We start from the raw sequence: 18,370 nt of genomic DNA on the forward strand, positions 1-18,370 counted from the left end.
GTGTCAACTACCTATTCAATCATTTGCTTATTTAATCAGCACGACGCCAAATCGTACCTTGACGCGTGTCTTCCAAGACCACACCTTGATCAAGTAAAGATTGGCGAATTTCATCTGCCCGTGCAAATTCTTTCGCTTTTTTGGCATCAACACGTTGTTGGATTAAATCCTCGATTTGCTCAGCTGTTAATCCTAAAGCTTCCTGTCCAATATCTGACTTTAGGAAGTCATCTACATTATGCTGAACTAAACCCAAAATATCTGTCAAATGACGTAAAGTTGCATAGTAAACCGCAGCTTGTTCAGCATTCTCATCTTTAACAGACGTATTTAATGCTTTGTTAATTTCAAACAATACAGCAATTGCTTCAGAAGTATTGAAATCATCACGCATCGCAGCATTGAAACGCTCAACAAAAACTTCATCAGGTACCGCTGTAACTTCAACACCATAGCTTTGTTGATACGCTTTAAACGAATGATAAAAACGCGATAAGGTATTTTTAGCTTCTTTTAATGCAGCATCAGAAAAATTCACAGGACTACGGTAGTGTGAAGACACAATAAAGTAGCGAATCACTTCTGGATGGAACTTTTCCATCACATCACGAATCGTGAAAAAATTGCCTAATGATTTAGACATTTTCTCGCCATCAACATTGATGAATCCCACATGCATCCAATAATTCACATATTGTTCACCTGTTGATGCTTCCGATTGTGCAATTTCATTCTCATGATGTGGGAACGTTAAATCTGAACCACCACCATGAATATCAAAATGATTACCTAAGCAACAAGTTGACATTGCAGAACATTCAATATGCCAACCCGGACGACCATTACCCCATGGCGAAGCCCATGCAGGTTCATTCTCTTTTGCATGTTTCCAAAGCACGAAATCAAATGGATGCTTTTTCTCAACTTCTACATCTACACGTTCTGAAGCACCTGCTTGCATGTCTTCTAACTTACGACCTGACAAACGACCATATTTTGCAAATTTTTCTACTTCAAAATATACATCACCATTTGCAGATGGATAAGCTGTGCATTTATCAACCAGATTACCAATCATATTTTGCATTTGATCAATATAGTCTGTCGCACGCGGTGCTTCGTCTGGATGCACACAACCTAGACTTTCTGCATCAGTATTCATTGCATCGATGAAACGATCGGTCAATTGCGTAATGGATTCACCATTCTCATTGGCACGCTTGATAATTTTGTCATCAATATCCGTAATGTTACGAACGTACTTAACATTCCATCCTTGACTACGTAGAAAACGAATAATGTAGTCAAATGCAACCATGACACGCGCATGCCCAATATGACAATAATCATAGACTGTCATACCACAGACATACATATCGATATGTCCTTCTTTGCGGGGAACGAATTCTACTTTTTTACGTTGCTCTGAGTTGTAAAGAACAAAAGGCTGCATAGGTTTTCTAAATGCTAAATACAAAGATGGCTCATCTTAACCTAAGCACTATTATTCATAAAGTTTTCAGGAAAATTTTTATCAATACGACAAAAGCTCTCTATGCTTTTAATCCTTCTCTCTTAGCTACTTTCAGTACCTATATCTTTAACTCATAATTTACACCATTAAAATAAATCCAGCATTATTTAATAACATTTACAACCATCAAAAAAATATCAAACCAATAATGTGACAAACATCACAAAACAACAGTTTTGTTAAAAAACTATTATTAAGATTTAATGTGGATTTTAGAGATCATAAATCACAATAACGTGATGCAATTAACACTTAATTAATAATTATTTTAAAATTTAGACCAAAGTATAATCAATTTTTTCAATACCATTAAAAACATTCAAAATTTTTAGCATCTAATAAAATAAATACCAATAACCCCTAAATTATTAAGTAATACTTAAATTAAAATGAATAATACATTTTTAATATAACATTATACTTATTATATTTAAGTGCGTTTTTTAATCAAAATAATTAAATTATTTAATTTTATTATTCATGTAGTTATATTAAATCATTAAACCCAAAATCAAAATAAAGAGTAAAAAATTAAAATAACACCTCAAAAGTGAAGTTAATCACAGTTTATTAGCACACATATAAACTTGATCAAATTTATTATAAAAATAATGTTTGTTTAATTTAAATAAACATTGGACAATAATCATACAAGTTAATCATGACTTGTTTTAATTATTAGCAGATTTCCAACTGTCATTAACTATCGATCAAAAAGGTGTGTTCATGAAGTCTTTAACTCTTGGTGTATTAACAACATTATCTCTAGCATTTACAGGATGTGTTAGTACGACATCTGTCGGAACTTTAGGCGCTGAACGCAAACAGTTAATGATTATTCCAGAAGGTGCTTGGAATAAAATAGCTGATCGTAATTTCAAAAAATTTGAGAAAAAAGCCAAAGATAAATCTCTATATATTGTCGATGCACGATTAAATAATATTTTGGCGCGTCTGATCCCACATGCGAATGAGTATGTAGAAAATCGTAAAAAGCCGATCAATTGGAAAATCAATGCGAACCTAAGCAGCAAACCGAATGCGCATTCATTTCCAAGTGGTCAAATTATTGTAAACACTTCTGTTTATATGTTTGAAGATTTAAGCGATGATGAGTTAGCAACGTTAATTGCACACGAAATGGCACATATTCTTCGTGGACATAGCCGTGAAAAAGCATCGCTATACACAGCGACAAACGTTGCATTATTAAGCACAACGATGGGTGCAGGCTACGCACTGGGCTTAACAGGTGGCGTGAGTGGTAACTATGGTGTATACATGCCGCATAGTCGTCAACTTGAACACGAAGCGGACTTAATCGGCTTAGATTTAATGGTTCGAGCTGGCTATGAAGCTCAAGCATCTCTTTCATTTTGGGAAAAGTTCGAAGCTCAACTCAAATCACGTAACTTAGACAACAAAACGCCAACGTTCCTAGCAAGCCACCCTCAAAGTGAGCACCGTAAAGAAATGTTGCAAGATCATATTCTAGCGATTGAAAGCCAAAAATCTGGTCCTACATTCAGTGCTAAAAACTAATTTAAGATATTAACCTAAAATACGAATAGCATTACTTCGATATAAAAAAGTCAGCTACGGCGGACTTTTTTGTTTTCATTTTCTACTTCTCGTTTTCTATTTTTAGCAATTAAGGATCTACGAATAAATCCACCATCAATTCATCATCGGATGGCTCGACACGATATTGCTCAAAATCAACAACACCTTTTTCTCTTAAAATTTCCTCATCAATGAGTAAACGACCCGTTAAGCTTCTATTTTCACTGATCATAATTTGGTAAGCAGCATCAGCCATAATCGCAGGTGTTCGTGCTTTGGTAAATAGCTCACGCCCACCTAAGGAAAACTCAATCGCAGCAGTAGCAATAATGGTTCTAGGCCACAAAGCATTGACACTAATACCATAATTGCTGAATTCTTGATTCATACCAATCGTAAGCATACTCATACCGTACTTGGTAATGGTATATGGAGAATGCACTGCAAACCATTCTTCTTTCATATTCATGGGTGGTGACAAGCTAATAATATGTGGGTTTGCACTTTTCTTTAAATAAGGCAATGCTGCCTGGCTACAAACCATTACCGCACGCGTATTGACTTGGTACATCAAATCAAATCGATTTGGATCAAGACTTTCTACACCATTCAGGTTGATTGCCCCAGCATTATTGATCAAAATATCTATGCCACCAAAATGGTCAGCAGCCTGCTTCATCGCATCAGTAACGGCGGATTGATCTCTAACATCCAACTGAATCGCTAAAGCCTGACCACCGGCCTCTTCAATTTCCTTCGCAACAGAAAAAATGGTACCGCCTAACTTTGGATGTTCTGTTGTCGTTTTTGCCGCAATAACAATATTTGCACCATCTTTTGCCGCTTTCAAAGCAATTTCACGACCAATTCCACGGCTCGCACCTGTAATAAATAGGGTTTTTCCATTTAATAACATCATTCCCTCTGCTTTTTTGATTGTTTGAATATTGATTTTTTAATGTACAAAATAAAATGAGCATTGCCTAACAAGTTTTTGAACCCTTGAGTCGTCCACATAAATATAATGCTATTTTCTTTAGATCCTTATTTTGCTAGCCAAGATTACCCACCATCTATCTTATTATTTTGTATCACTTTTAATCTATCTAAATAAATAGCAATTTGTACTATCAAATTTGCAACAGTGTTTTGCATAAGCAAATACGGTAAATCTTAAAAAAATATGTTTCAATTCAATGAAAGAAGTTTAATAACCCATGTAATAAATCAGAACGAGATTGGAGCCCGATATGACAAATCCAGCCATTTACAATATTCAACCGATTGAATTTCGCTTAGACCTTAAAGACCCTTTTTTATTTACAGCGCATCATATTGATCACTTCCCAGAAGGAAATGACCAACTTGGGCCTACCCGTCCTTCGACACCTGAAAAACCTTATCAAATGTATTATGGTGATGTTGTTCCAGGTTTCCCTGAACATCCTCATACTGGTTTCGAGACGATCACACTGGTTGAAAGTGGCTATGTAGACCACTTCGACTCATTGGGTAATAGTGGTCGTTATGCAACAGGCGATGTTCAGTGGCTCAGTACAGGTAATGGTGTCGAACATTGTGAAATGTTCCCTTTAGTCCATCAAGATAAAGAAAATCCATTTGAATTATTTCAAATTTGGTTTAATTCATCACCTGATGAGAAAAAAGAAAATGCCGATTATAAGATGATGTGGCGTGAACACATTCCTCATGTCATTCAAACCGATAACAATGGTGGTAAATCGGATGTCCGTGTAGTATCTGGACAGTTTTTAGGGACAGATGCAATTTCACGTCCACCGCATTCATGGGCAGCGGCAAAAGAAAATAAGGTGAATATTTTTATGATTCATCTTGATCCACATGCTGAATTGAATATTCCTGCGACAACATCGAGCTCAACTAGATTTGCTTATTTTTACCAAGGTCCTGAGTTATTGATCGAAGGTGAAACTATTCCCTTTAAGCACTTGGTTGAATTAAAACCTGACCAAGCAATTCACTTGAAGAATACTGATCAACCTGCACATATCTTATGGTTGGAAGGTGAGCCAATTAATGCACCCGTTGCCATGCGAGGTCCATTCGTATTGAACTCAGATGAAGAGCTTACGGTTGCATTTGCACGTTATCGTCAAACCCATTTTGGTGAATGGCCTTGGCCAAGTCCAGCACCAGTATTCAAACGTGAGCAAGAACGCTTTGCCAGTTATGATAAAGGCTCTGTAGTCGAGTATCCTGAACAGATGATTAAAGCTTAGAATCAGAAATAAAAAAAAGCCCAAAGAGGAGTACTTTCTTTGGGCTTACTAAACTTTATTCAACAAATTTAATATACATTATTTTCATATAATGGAAACCTATTTTTTCTATTTTTTTAATAAACAACTGAATTACAATAACTTAAATTAACTATTAGGTTAATTTTCATGTGAATTATGTCAAACTTTTAAATCAATTTCTAAATTATATTCTTAGTGTTCAGTAGCTCTTCTTATCTTTAAATCATCTATAGCAGTGTAAATTTGTTGTTGTAAATTATCTCTAAACACTTGAAGCTCCTGCTTAGAATTTAAGTCTGAAGTAGCTAGACGCGGAAGAAAATCAAAATAAAAAGGAATTCGTTTTGGAACAATATTCTTAGGGATTGAGGGAATCACCTCACCCTGTCTAAAAAACTTCCCTAGAGTGGGTACGCTTAATATTTTTTGAAACCATTTTTGATCTAATAAGCTATTTGCATCATAGGCAAGATCAAATACATCATCTCCACCTAATGCAACAAAAGGGGCAATATCATAACCGTATTCTTGAGCAAGCTCTAAGAAACCATAGCGCTCTTTCCAGATCAGTTGATACTCTTCCCCTTTTCGTTTAACGACTTCACGACCGCCGCCCGGAAAAACTAAAATTGAGTAACCTTGACTCATCGCTTCACGTGCATTTTCCCTTAATCCCTGTACTGCTCCCATTCCTTCAACCATTTTGCGCCATACAGGTACTTTAAAATGGATATGATCACCTAAGCTCACAATTGCAATTTTATGTTCTGTAAATAAATAGTCGATCAAAACAGGAGAATCCAACACCCCATAAATCGTATGATTTCCAACATACATCGCAGGTTTAGACGGATTAATATTTTCAGTACCTAAAAATGTAGGCTTAAAATAAAAGCGTTGTAACAAACTTCCTAATCGAATGAGTTTCGAATTATGACGAATGTACAACGCTTTATTTTTCATACTTTACTCTCTAATCGGAGTTTTGATCAGTTTACTGAAATAACTTCGAGTAACTAAGCTACGTGCTTTTGAACCAGTACAGAACCTACTGAATACCCAGCACCAAATGAACACAACACACCATATTCACCATCATTCACTTGATCAGCGGTACGATGCAAAGCGATGATGACACCCGCAGATGAAGTATTGGCGAACTCATCTAAAATAATAGGTACAAGTGCTGGGTCAGCTTCAGCAACTTCTTTACCCACAACTAATTTTAGAATCAATTCGTTCATTGAAGCATTGGCTTGATGCAACCAGAAGCGTTTCACGTTTGCAGGCTCAATTTCATTTTTTTGCAATTGCTTAGTGATCATCTTCGCAACCAATGGACATACTTCTTTAAACACTTTACGACCATCTTGACGGAAGCGTTTATCATCCGCATTGGTCGTTTCACTTGGATTTAAGAAACCAAAGTTATTACGAATATTATTTGAGAATTGAGTAAATAGATTGATATCTAATACTTCAAAACCAGACTTGGTTTCTGTTTCTTCAATAATCGACGCTGTTGCGACATCACCAAAAATAAAGTGGCAGTCACGTGAACGGAAATCTGTATGTGCAGAAGTAATTTCTACGTTGACCAATAACACACGGCGAGCGCCTGCTTTGATTGCATCATACGCTTGTTTGATACCAAAAGTTGCTGCTGAACATGCAACGTTCATATCGTAAGCATAGCCTTGAATGCCGAGCGCAGTTTGAATTTCGATGGCTACAGCAGGATAAGCACGTTGTAGATTCGAACATGATAAAATCACTACATCGATATCTTCAGCAGTAACACCCGCATTTTCCATTGCTTGTTTAGCAGCAATCACACCCCATTCTGCTTGAAGTGAAATCTCATCATCTGCACGTTCACGAAGGACAGGACGTAGGCGATTCGGATCTAAAATACCTGATTTTTCAGAAACGTAACGACGTTTAACCCCTGATGCTTTTTCAATAAATTCTGCACTTGAACCACGGCGAGCTTCTAATTCACCTGCTGCGATTTTTTCCGCATTTTCTGCGTTGTACAGTTCCACATAAGCATTTAAACCTTCGACCAACTCTTCGTTAGTAATGACATTTTCTGGATGAAATAAGCCAGTACCTGTAATACGAATGCCCATGTAAAACTCCTTCTTTCAATTCTCTAAAATTTCAAATTAACACTATCTTAACTGATTCCCAGACGTTCCCATAATTTTTGTAGGCGCGTCGGTGAAATTGGCATTTTGGTTTTCATCGGCTGTGAAAACAAAGAAATACGTAATTCTTCAACCATGAAATACAACTCTTGCAGTCGTGTATCATTTTTATACTTAAATAATTTTTCCATCCAAGGATCAACTTGTTGAATGGCAGCATCATCTCTTAGCAAATTATTAGGTAATCGTTCTAAACGCATCACCAATGCTTTTAAGTAACGTGGATATTCAATCCATACTTCAACAGGTTTGCTATAGACAAAATCGGCAAGATTCATCAAATCCAACTGATCTTCTATATCATCCATATTTTTAGCAAATACAGATTGATCAAGCACCATTAAGCGACGACGAACATCTTGCCATTGAATATAAATATCACTCATATGTTTCAGTGCTTCTTGTCCATGAGTTAAAAACTCTTTTTTGACTTTCACAAGAAGATTATTGTATTCCGCTTCATTGATTGGCAATTCTTGAATCGACATTTGCAAGGTGGCATAGACCAACATCTGCTCTAACTTGGCTTTATCACCGAGTGGTGAATAAGCTAAAGCCAAAGGCTTAGATATTTGTTTTTTCAACTGTCGAATCAAATCACCCAACTGCATATAAATCAATCGAATAATACCATTACGATGTTGGCGAATCGCTTCCTTTTGATCATTAAAAGTCTGAATCACGATACCCGACTCATCTTTTGTTTCAAGTTGATCAAATGACTTCGTCGGAACCAATGCTTGATATTGCTTAACCACCACACCTGTTACTTTCTGACTCGCTTCAAATACAAAGGATTCAGGGAAAGTTTTAAACTCGCCTTTCAGTTGTTTCACTGGACTATGCGTTTCAGTACGACAACGGGCTTTTAACTCCGCTAAATCACGCCCCTTTTCAATCACACGCCCTTTTTCATCGATCACTTTAATCAGTGGCAGTAAATACTCTTCAATCCGATCAAAGGAAAAGTCTTTTTCCGAAATTTGTTCACCACGTAATTGAAAACCTAAATAGCTAAAAATATGCTGATTCAAATGTACCGCATCGATCTTAGCCATCAGTTTACGCGCAGTATCTGGAATCGGAACCAAGTTACGTCGTTTGTCTTTAGGTAAAGCTTTAAGCAATGCTTCGATTAAGTCCTGACGCCAACCTGGAATGCCCCATGACCAAATATTTTCATCTACTTGTGCTAAAGCTTGAATTGGAATTTTGACTGTTGCACCATCTTCATCATGACTAGGATCAAAACGGTAACTAGCTGCCAGTCTTAACTCCCCATTTCTCAAATAATCAGGAAATTGTTGCGTGGTCGGACGATCATTCATCCATAGTGCATCATCATCTACAAATAGATAACGTGGATCTTTAGGTTCAACCGTTGATCGCCAATCTTCAAATGTACGACGGCTTGCAACCTCTTCCGGTACTTTTGAAGCATAGAATTGATAGATGGTTTCTTCATCAACCACCAAATCACGACGGCGCAATTTATCTTCTACACGCTCAACTTCTTCTAACTTGAGTAAATTATGCTTTAAAAATGGCGGTGTAATTCCAAGATTACCCGTGGTTAGACCATCTCTTAAGAAAATCTCATGTGCCGCAGGTTGATCAACTTTTTCATAATTCATTAAACGCTTAGGTTCAATGATGAGTCCAAATAAAGAAATTTGATCATACGCATTCACCACACCTGCTTTCTTAGACCAATGTGGTTCAAAATAATGATGCTTGAGCAAATCACCTGCAGCCAATAAAATCCACTCAGGTTCAATTTTAGCCAGTGTTCGAATATACACTTGAGAGGTTTCTACCATCTCAAATGCCATAACCCATGGTGTATTGGTTTTATGCAGCGATGATGCAGGGAAAATACGTGCTTTTTGCTGACGAACAGCCATAAAGACATTGCGTTCATCTGTTTTATTGGCAATGAAAGACAGTAACCCGGTTAGTAATGCACGGTGTAGATTTTCATAATCGGCTTTTTTCTCATTAAAAGACAACTTTAAACCTTGTGCCAAATCCACCAACTGCTCATGGGTTTTCTTCCATTCGCGTAAACGCAACCAGCTCAAGAAATTATTTTTTGCGAATGTACGACGCTTGTTCTCACTCATATCACGATTGGCAACGAGGGTTTCCCACAGTTTGATATAAAATAAGAAATCGGAGTCTGCTTCACGGAACAGTGCATGTTTTTGATCTGCTTGCATTTGTTTATCAGCTGGACGCTCACGTGGGTCTTGTACAGCCAAAGCAGCAACGATAATCAGTACTTCATTCAAAACACCAAAATGTGCACCACCTAAAATCATACGAGCCAGTCGTGGATCAATCGGCATTTTTGCCATTTGCTGACCGATTTTAGTCAGTTTATCAGTACTTTCTGATTGCTGATTTTTATGACTAACAGGCGTTTTGAGTTGTTTTGTATCTGTATTTGCAGCTACCGAATCATTTTCCAAATCGGCTTTCGGAACATTAAATTTCTTTTCAGTCATCGCTCCAAGTTCAACCAGAAGCTTTCGACCATCATTTACCAAACGATGATCAGGTGGCTCAATAAAGTCAAAATCCTCAAATGAGCCTAGACCTAAACTCTGCATTTGCAAAAGAACAGATGCCAAGTTGGTACGTTTAATTTCAGGTTCAGTAAACTCTGGACGCCCTAAAAAGTCATCTTCTGAATACAGTCGAATACATACACCGGGTGCAATACGACCACAACGTCCTTTACGCTGGTTCGCAGCAGCTTGAGAAATCGCTTCAATCGGAAGTCTTTGCACACGTGAACGGTAGTTATACCGTGAAATACGGGCAAAACCACTGTCAATCACATAACGAATATTCGGTACGGTTAATGCAGTTTCCGCAACGTTGGTCGCAATAATAATTCGACGACCACTTCCCCCTGGGTTAAAAATTTTCTGTTGTTCAGCAATGGCTAAACGAGCATATAAAGGTAAAATTTCAGTGTGCTTCGGACCAAACTTTTGCAAGGTTTCTTGTAATTCACGAATCTCTTGTTCTGTGCTTGCAAAAACTAAGATATCTGCATGTTCAGGGTGCCCTTTTTCTTGAGCATCTTTAAAGCATTCTTCTACCGCGGTGACTACAGCACGTGGTAGATTTTCTTCAAAGTCATCAAATTCATCATCATCACTACCACCGACACTCATTTCTGAGATTGGACGGTAACGCAATTCAACGGGAAAACTACGACCTTCGACTTCAAAAATAGGCGCATCAAAGAAATAACCACTAAAGCGATTTACATCCAAAGTCGCTGACGTAATGATGACTTTTAAATCACGACGCTTATGAAGCAGCTGTTTTAGATAGCCCATGATAAAGTCAATATTGAGTGAGCGTTCATGTGCTTCATCAATAATGATCGTATCGTATTTGGTCAGAAACTTATCATTGGCAAGTTCAGCCAACAAAATACCATCCGTCATCAAACGAACAATGGAATCTTGTGAGCCTTGCTCATTAAACCGGACTTTGAAGGAAATAGATTCGCCGAGTTTCTCGCCCACTTCTTCAGCAATACGCTGCGAAACAGTTCTTGCAGCTAAACGACGCGGTTGAGTATGTCCAATTAAACCTGTGAGTCCACGACCTGCCATCATGGCAATTTGAGGAAGCTGTGTGGTTTTACCCGACCCTGTTTCACCTGCAACAATGATCACTTGGTGCTTTTGAATTGCTTCGACCAATTGGGGAGCATATTGGGTGACAGGTAGATCTTGATTGAGTTTAATCGTCGGTAAACGTGCTAAACGCTTTCTAACTTGATGATTTGATTTTTCAAATAATTCTTGAAATTTATCAGGATTAGCGTCTTTGCCTTTTTTCAGCCTATTTAAACGATGGCGATCTCGTACCATAACCCATTGATCGACATTAAACTGATTTGGCACAGATCAACATTCCTGAAATTAAAATTGAACCAAATATTTTACGCTGTTCAACGCATTAGGGATAGCACTCAACAATTCAATTCATTTGTTTTTTTGAAATAAGATACTTTCAATGTACTCAAAAAAGCATCAACCACTTAAAAATGAATCATGTGTTTTACTGGAATCAACTTAGAACCACAGAAAATCACAGCTGATATAGATCGTCGTTTTAACGAGTTGAAAATATACAAAATGCCCTCATATTTCTGTGAACCAATATACATTTTGAATTTTCTTAAATGTATCAGAATAAGGAAAATATGATGTCAAATAACGTAATTTATAGAACTGAAGCGATTCAACAACAACTTCGCCTCAAAGATCCATTTATTTTGACTATGCATCATGTTGACCATTATCCAACTGGAAATGAAAAAATGGGACCAACCATCCCTCCAACACCTGATGCTCACTATAGTATGTATCATGGTGAAACTGTGCCAGGTTTTCCTGCACATCCACACACAGGATTTGAAACGATCACCCTCGTTGAACAAGGTACAGTTGATCATTTTGATTCTCTAGGAAACTCAGGACGTTATGCTGATGGTGATGTGCAGTGGCAAAGTACGGGGAATGGTGTAGAACATAGCGAAATGTTCCCTCTTGTACATCAAGATAAAGTCAACCCTTTGGAGCTTTTCCAAATTTGGTTTAATTCATCGCCTGCACAAAAGAAAGAACAAGCTGTTTATAAAATGCTATGGCGTGAAGATATTCCTCATGTAAAGCATACAGATGATCAAGGGAATCACACAGATGTCCGTGTAATTTCAGGTCAATTTAATGATCAGCATAGTTTGACACCACCACCTTACTCTTGGGCAAATGCTCAGGAAAATAAAGTGAACATTTTCATGATCACTTTGGATGCTAACGCTGAAATCGTGATTCCAGCAACCAGTTCAAGCTCTACTCGATTTGCTTATTTTTACGAGGGAGATACTTTGGATCTTGCCGGACAAACGAATTCTATAAAACGTTTGTTGGAGTTAAAACCTGATGCTGAAATCCTTTTAAAAAATGGTGCAACTTTAGGTAAAGTTTTATGGTTAGAGGGCGAGCCTATTGGTGCGCCAGTAGCAGCTCACGGACCTTTTGTTTTAAATTCTGAACAAGAGTTAAAAGTGGCATTTGCACGCTATTTTGATACGCAATTTGGTGGTTGGCCTTGGCCGACTCCTGCACCAGTGTTTAATGCTGATCAAAAACGGATTGCAAGCTACAATAATGGTGAGCAAATTGAATACCCTGATCAAAGAGTATAAAAATCCATGATCTAAAAAAGCCAATCCGTGGATTGGCTTTTTTTATTTCAAAATAAACGCACACCAAGTGATTAAATTTCAGACTAATAATATATTTTTATAACTATTTATGAATCATTCACTTGAAATTCACCTTGAATGGCTTCATGTTGAAATCGTTAGATGAAAAATGACCTTTTGTCATGCAGCGTTCATATTTACGATGCTAAATGAACATAAAGTAATGATTCCTTGAAATAGTTGACGTAAATTTTCCAAATTCGGTTTTTCCGATTTTTGTAATGTAAAAATACTGTTTCAGCAATAACAAAAGTTTCGATACTCTATTGGAAATTAAATACAAACCTCAATCATGGAGACAATGATGAGCTTAATTAATACTGAAGTAAAACCATTCGCAGCTACTGCTTACCACAACGGTCAATTTGTTGACGTTACTGAAGCTGATCTTAAAGGCAAATGGTCTGTAGTATTCTTCTACCCAGCTGACTTCACTTTTGTTTGCCCAACTGAACTTGGCGACCTTGCTGACAACTATGCTGAATTCCAAAAATTAGGCGTGGAAATCTACGGTGTTTCTACTGACACTCATTTCACTCACAAAGCTTGGCACGATACTTCTGAAGTAATTGGTAAAATCCAATACCCATTAATCGGCGATCCAACTTGGACTCTTTCTAAAAACTTCGAAGTTCTAATCGAAGCTGCTGGTCTTGCTGACCGTGGTACTTTCGTTATCGATCCAGAAGGTAAAATCCAAATCGTTGAAATCAACGCTGGTGGTATTGGTCGTGATGCTTCTGAACTTCTTCGTAAAGTTAAAGCAGCTCAGTACGTACATGCTCACCCAGGTGAAGTTTGCCCTGCTAAATGGAAAGAAGGCGAAGCTACTCTTGCTCCTTCAATCGACTTAGTTGGTAAAATCTAATTTCTAATTAGATCAAACTGATTCAAAAAACCACGCGATAAGCGTGGTTTTTTATGGTCTAGATTTTAAGTATTAGATCACTTGAAAAGAGAGCCATTTCATTTAATCTAAGGGTTGAATTAACCACTTTGACAACACTAAGCGAAATGCAAATACGATTGCCATCGCAAATACACAATACCCAATATGTGAAATCATGAATGGAATCGCAAAAATGACAATGACACTAATCGGATAAAACCATTTTCCGAAACCCGTGAGATAAGGTAAATCACGTAATAACCATAAACTAATACTATATAAAATCACTGTCAGCGCAATGATACAGCCTTCATAACGATCAGAAATATCAGCATGCCCTACAGATACATCGACAGCCGCGGCTAAAGCTGCGCCCGCTGCTGCAATACTGACAAATATAAAGAAATGTCCATATCCCCATATAAAAGTATGTTTTTGATTTCCTGCTCTCACCTCTGCATTTCGATCAAAATACATCCACCACATCGTAAACATCATCATGACGCCACCGATGGTTAAAAAAATTAGTTCTGTATTGATCACTTGATTTTTTAAGGCATCAGAAATCGCATAAGAACTAGCAACGATCGACTCACCTAAAACAATAATGGTTAATAATGAATATCGCTCAACAATATGCTCAGAATGCCAAGGCGTTGCTCCATGCTTTTCTGCAAAAATTGGTACACTCATCTCAGCAATTGCCAAAAGTATGAATAAATAAATCGTAAAATTCACAGGTGAGAAGTGAAAGAAAAGCCAAAAGACTTGAATAACACTGATACCAATCACGTATCTGTAAATTGTCGATTTACGTTCTGGATCATGTTTAGCTGCACGAATCCATTGGCAAACCAACGCTAACCTCATAATCACATAGCCGACAATAATGATATCAAAATCTTGCTTTTGAAATGCTTCGGGTATCCCTGCAGCAATGACCAAAGCACCCAGCATTTGTACCATGGTAATGACTCGATACAACGCATCATCATTATCATAAGCGGAAGCAAACCAAGTGAAGTTCATCCATGCCCACCACAGTGCAAAAAACACCATCAGATACAAAGCCAAACTTTGTAGTAAATGATCTTCCACAATGGCATGATGAAGCTGTTGTCCTGCTGTTGCGATTGCAACCACAAAGATTAAATCGAATAATAATTCTAATGATGTTGAAACCCGATGATTTTCATTTACATCACGTGCGGGCATCGGCTTTAAGCCTTTAAAAAAGAGTGAAGCCACGTTTTTTCCTTTTTTATTTTGGACTAGACTCAAATTAAATGACGTAAATTGAAATCGAATAACCAAATCCGAATTCAGTCTTCATCTATTAGAGTCATTATGTTCTTTGAATAGTGATGTTGTTATTTTAAACGATCTCTCTCGATTTTTGAGCAATCACTCATCCATAAAATAGAAAACTAAATCTCAAAAATACATGATTATAAGTAAAAAAATCTGTTATATATAAGATTCAGGTTTAAATGATCAATCTATGATTTAACAGCTAATCTGAAACTTTGATGTGAAACATTAACGATTCAATTCAAGGAGATGCTATGGGAACAGCCCTTGCTGTAACGACTTGGAAATACAATTCAACTTCACGCTATTTAAAAATTTTTTATAATAATGGCTCAGGTGAGCTTTATCACCCAGTTCCTCAATTTGTCTATGACAACCTACTGCGTTGTAATGATAAAACTGCTTTTGTCCACAAATACCTAGAGTACGATCTACATTTTTCTCGTGTCACTTTACAGTGCTAAATGGCTCACTCACGTTAAAATAATTTCTTAAACCAACTCATTTTTCTTATCTTAGCCTTCAAAAAAATCAGAGAAATTTCTCTGATTTTTTATTATCTTTGATAAGTTATATCGCAGTTACAAATAACAACCCTGCCCCAAGCGCAACAGTCTGATGCATAAAGCGTTGATCCTGATCAATCAGTTCAATAAATGCTGCAACATCTTGAGCATGTGAAATCACGTTATCTACAACCAAGACACTTCCCTTTCGATCCAACATGTTCGATAAAGCGTGCCAATATTTTAAATACTCACTACGTTCGGCATCCAAAAGAATAAAGTCATAAGGCTTCTGTGATAACTCAAGAAATGTCAAAGCATCCATATGATGAAATTGAATATATTCTTGTAAACCTAATGCGTCAGCATTCTTTTTTGCAATCTCGATTCGACTCAAATCAACTTCAATTGTATCAACCTTGCCCTGAGTGCTTTTGACTGCGTCTGCTAACCATAATGTTGAATATCCTGTAGATGTCCCAATTTCGAGTAATGATTTTGAACGCTGAATTCTAACTTGCAGTGCTAGAAAAGACGCAGAGTCTGGCTCAATATTCCTATATCGATCAATTCGGTCATTTTGAGCTGCATCATAAGCACTAAATTCAGCATAAATGTCTTGCATCTTGGATATGAAATGTTGATCTAAACTCATGTCTTAGCCTTATTGTTATTTATATTTTAAACCTTGTTAGATGACTTCTTGAATCAACTTAAAACGCTCTACTTCTCGATCATCTGGTGTCGTAATCATTTCAGTGAACATGCTTAAAGGTCTTACCCAAATCGAGTAATCACCATATAAACACTGATAAACAACTAATTTTTCTTCGGTTTCACTATGCGTTGCAACATTCATCACTTGATAAAGTTGACCTTTATAATGTTGATATATGCCTTTCTTTAAGCTCATTGTACTTAATCTACACATTCATGTTCATTAAATTATAACATTGCCCTTTTATTTTATAAGAATTTAACGAACTTATCTTTTTAAATGATTTCCTGATTTTTTAGCGTATTTTTACTTCATTATCACTTGAATTTTCTTATACTTAGCTTCATATAGTGTTTAATTTTCCTTTTTGATATTTGGCATCTAAATTTTCATACATAGGATTTTAATCCATAAAACCGATTGTTTAAATAAAAACAAACTGTTTTACCTATTTAATAGATTTAGCTATGATTCCCTTATCAAATAAACATTTACTCCTTTGGAGACGTTAGCAATGTTAGATCAAAATACTTCAGCTCAATTAAAAACACTTCTTGAACGCCTTGAAAGCCCAATCGAAATCGTGGCAACTTTAAATGGTTCAGATAAATCAAACCAAATTAAAGAATTGGTTGAAGAAGTGGCAGCGTTGTCTGCACTAGTGACTGCACGTTTCGATGGTAAAAACAGCCGTGCACCAAGTTTTGGTATCGCGAAAGCGGGTGAAGAACCTCGTGTGTACTTTGCGGGTTTACCGATGGGTCATGAGTTCACATCTTTGATCTTGGCATTGTTACAAGTATCAGGTTATGCACCTAAAGTATCTGATGAAGTGTTGGCTCAAATTAAAGACTTAGGTATCAAATCAAACTTTGACGTATTTGTTTCTTTAAGCTGTCATAACTGTCCTGACGTGGTTCAAGCATTAAACTTGATCGCGATTAATAACCCAGGCACAACTGCAACGATGATTGATGGTGCATTCTTCCAAGACGAAGTTGAAGAACGTAAAATCATGGCTGTTCCAATGTTATTCCAAGACGGTGAACACATTGGTCAAGGTCGTATGACTTTGGAAGAAATCATTGCCAAGTTAGATACCAACTCTGCTGCTAAAGATGCTGAGAAGCTCAATGCCAAAGAAGCATTTGATGTATTGGTGATTGGTGGTGGTCCTGCGGGGAATACAGCTGCAATCTATGCTGCTCGTAAAGGGATTCGTACAGGTATCGTGGCTGAGCGCATGGGCGGTCAAGTGATGGATACCATGGATATTGAGAACTTTACCTCAGTTCAAAAGACTCAAGGTCCTAAGTTTGCTGCTGAAATGGAAGCACATGTACGTGAGTATGGTGTCGACATCATGAACCTACAACGTGTTAAATCGATTGTCGGTGCAGACCAAACCACTTACGGTAATGTTGAAGTGACTTTGGAAAATGGTGCAAAACTTGAATCGAAAACAGTGATCCTGTCTACAGGTGCACGTTGGAGAGAAATGAATGTACCGGGTGAAGCTGAATACCGTACTCGTGGTGTTGCTTATTGTCCGCACTGTGATGGTCCATTGTTTAAAGGCAAACGTGTTGCTGTGATTGGCGGTGGTAACTCAGGTGTTGAAGCGGCAATTGACCTTGCAGGTATTGTTGAGCATGTTACTTTGGTTGAGTTTGATACGAAACTTCGTGCTGACCAAGTTCTTCAAGATAAATTGAACAGCTTGCCGAATACCACAGTGATCAAGAATGCGTTATCGACTGAAGTTGTGGGTGATGGTAAACAAGTGACTGCACTTAAATACAAAGATCGTGCAACAGATGTTGAGCATTCAGTTGAGTTGGCTGGGATCTTCGTTCAGATTGGTTTATTACCAAACACGGATTTCTTAAAAGATTCAAATGTTGAATTGACTAACCGTGGTGAGATTATGATTAATGATCGCAACGAAACCAATGTGAAAGGTGTATTTGCTGCGGGTGACTGTACCACTGTTCCTTATAAGCAAATTATCATTGCTACAGGTGAAGGTGCGAAGGCTTCTCTATCTGCTTTTGATTA

General features: G+C 37.3%; 14 protein-coding genes. 6 read left to right on the plus strand and 8 right to left on the minus strand.

Annotation, left to right across the window (positions count from 1 at the left end; translation table 11 throughout):
• Positions 1 to 31: 31 nt before the first annotated feature.
• The gene (gene cysS / locus AC5YDM_RS12395) at positions 32 to 1,453 is read right to left on the minus strand and encodes a cysteine--tRNA ligase (RefSeq protein WP_496152396.1); all 1,422 of its coding nucleotides are present in this window, start codon (positions 1,451 to 1,453) and stop codon (positions 32 to 34) included.
• Between the two features lie 807 nt (positions 1,454 to 2,260).
• On the opposite strand from cysS, the gene AC5YDM_RS12400 reads away from it, so the two are divergent.
• Positions 2,261 to 3,076, plus strand: a complete 816-nt coding sequence (locus AC5YDM_RS12400) for a M48 family metallopeptidase (protein WP_496152397.1) — start codon at positions 2,261 to 2,263, stop codon at positions 3,074 to 3,076.
• 109 nt (positions 3,077 to 3,185) lie between these two features.
• On the opposite strand, the gene AC5YDM_RS12405 is transcribed toward AC5YDM_RS12400, so the two are convergent.
• A complete protein-coding gene (locus AC5YDM_RS12405; protein WP_496152398.1) occupies positions 3,186 to 4,016 on the minus strand; it encodes an SDR family oxidoreductase in 831 nt (276 codons plus the stop codon).
• Between the two features lie 331 nt (positions 4,017 to 4,347).
• On the opposite strand from AC5YDM_RS12405, the gene AC5YDM_RS12410 reads away from it, so the two are divergent.
• A complete protein-coding gene (locus AC5YDM_RS12410; RefSeq protein WP_496152399.1) occupies positions 4,348 to 5,358 on the plus strand; it encodes a pirin family protein in 1,011 nt (336 codons plus the stop codon).
• Positions 5,359 to 5,571: 213 nt separating this feature from the next.
• Here AC5YDM_RS12410 and AC5YDM_RS12415 read toward each other — a convergent pair whose 3' ends face one another.
• The 3 genes from AC5YDM_RS12415 to AC5YDM_RS12425 are packed head-to-tail and all read right to left on the minus strand — an operon-like array spanning position 5,572 to position 11,485.
• The gene (locus AC5YDM_RS12415; RefSeq protein ID WP_496152400.1) at positions 5,572 to 6,342 is read right to left on the minus strand and encodes a lysophospholipid acyltransferase family protein; all 771 of its coding nucleotides are present in this window, start codon (positions 6,340 to 6,342) and stop codon (positions 5,572 to 5,574) included.
• Positions 6,343 to 6,395: 53 nt separating this feature from the next.
• Entirely contained in the window at positions 6,396 to 7,511 is a 1,116-nt protein-coding gene (locus AC5YDM_RS12420) for a beta-ketoacyl-ACP synthase III (protein ID WP_496152401.1), read from the minus strand.
• A 47-nt stretch (positions 7,512 to 7,558) separates the two neighbouring features.
• The gene (locus AC5YDM_RS12425; protein WP_496152413.1) at positions 7,559 to 11,485 is read right to left on the minus strand and encodes a DUF3418 domain-containing protein; all 3,927 of its coding nucleotides are present in this window, start codon (positions 11,483 to 11,485) and stop codon (positions 7,559 to 7,561) included.
• Positions 11,486 to 11,823: 338 nt separating this feature from the next.
• Between AC5YDM_RS12425 and AC5YDM_RS12430 the strand changes: the two genes are divergently transcribed.
• Together AC5YDM_RS12430 and ahpC are read left to right on the plus strand one after the other, a co-directional pair.
• A complete protein-coding gene (locus AC5YDM_RS12430) occupies positions 11,824 to 12,828 on the plus strand; it encodes a pirin family protein (RefSeq protein WP_496152402.1) in 1,005 nt (334 codons plus the stop codon).
• Between the two features lie 364 nt (positions 12,829 to 13,192).
• Complete coding sequence (ahpC, locus tag AC5YDM_RS12435) at positions 13,193 to 13,756, plus strand: alkyl hydroperoxide reductase subunit C (RefSeq protein ID WP_496126487.1); 564 nt, start codon at positions 13,193 to 13,195, stop codon at positions 13,754 to 13,756.
• Between the two features lie 102 nt (positions 13,757 to 13,858).
• Here the strand turns inward: ahpC and AC5YDM_RS12440 are convergent, their stop codons facing one another.
• On the minus strand, positions 13,859 to 14,992 hold the full coding sequence (locus AC5YDM_RS12440; RefSeq protein ID WP_496152414.1) for a low temperature requirement protein A: 1,134 nt from the start codon (positions 14,990 to 14,992) through the stop codon (positions 13,859 to 13,861).
• 350 nt (positions 14,993 to 15,342) lie between these two features.
• On the opposite strand from AC5YDM_RS12440, the gene AC5YDM_RS12445 reads away from it, so the two are divergent.
• The gene (locus AC5YDM_RS12445) at positions 15,343 to 15,552 is read left to right on the plus strand and encodes a KTSC domain-containing protein (protein ID WP_496152403.1); all 210 of its coding nucleotides are present in this window, start codon (positions 15,343 to 15,345) and stop codon (positions 15,550 to 15,552) included.
• Between the two features lie 106 nt (positions 15,553 to 15,658).
• Here AC5YDM_RS12445 and AC5YDM_RS12450 read toward each other — a convergent pair whose 3' ends face one another.
• Positions 15,659 to 16,249, minus strand: coding sequence for an O-methyltransferase (locus AC5YDM_RS12450; RefSeq protein ID WP_496152404.1), 591 nt, complete (start codon positions 16,247 to 16,249; stop codon positions 15,659 to 15,661).
• Between the two features lie 36 nt (positions 16,250 to 16,285).
• The gene (locus AC5YDM_RS12455) at positions 16,286 to 16,507 is read right to left on the minus strand and encodes a DUF1653 domain-containing protein (protein ID WP_496152405.1); all 222 of its coding nucleotides are present in this window, start codon (positions 16,505 to 16,507) and stop codon (positions 16,286 to 16,288) included.
• Positions 16,508 to 16,826: 319 nt separating this feature from the next.
• Here AC5YDM_RS12455 and ahpF point away from each other — a divergent pair.
• Positions 16,827 to 18,370, plus strand: a 1,544-nt coding sequence (gene ahpF, locus AC5YDM_RS12460; protein ID WP_496152406.1) for an alkyl hydroperoxide reductase subunit F, incomplete at its 3' end; no start/stop codon positions are given.

This window comes from Acinetobacter sp. CY81, assembly GCF_059515925.1.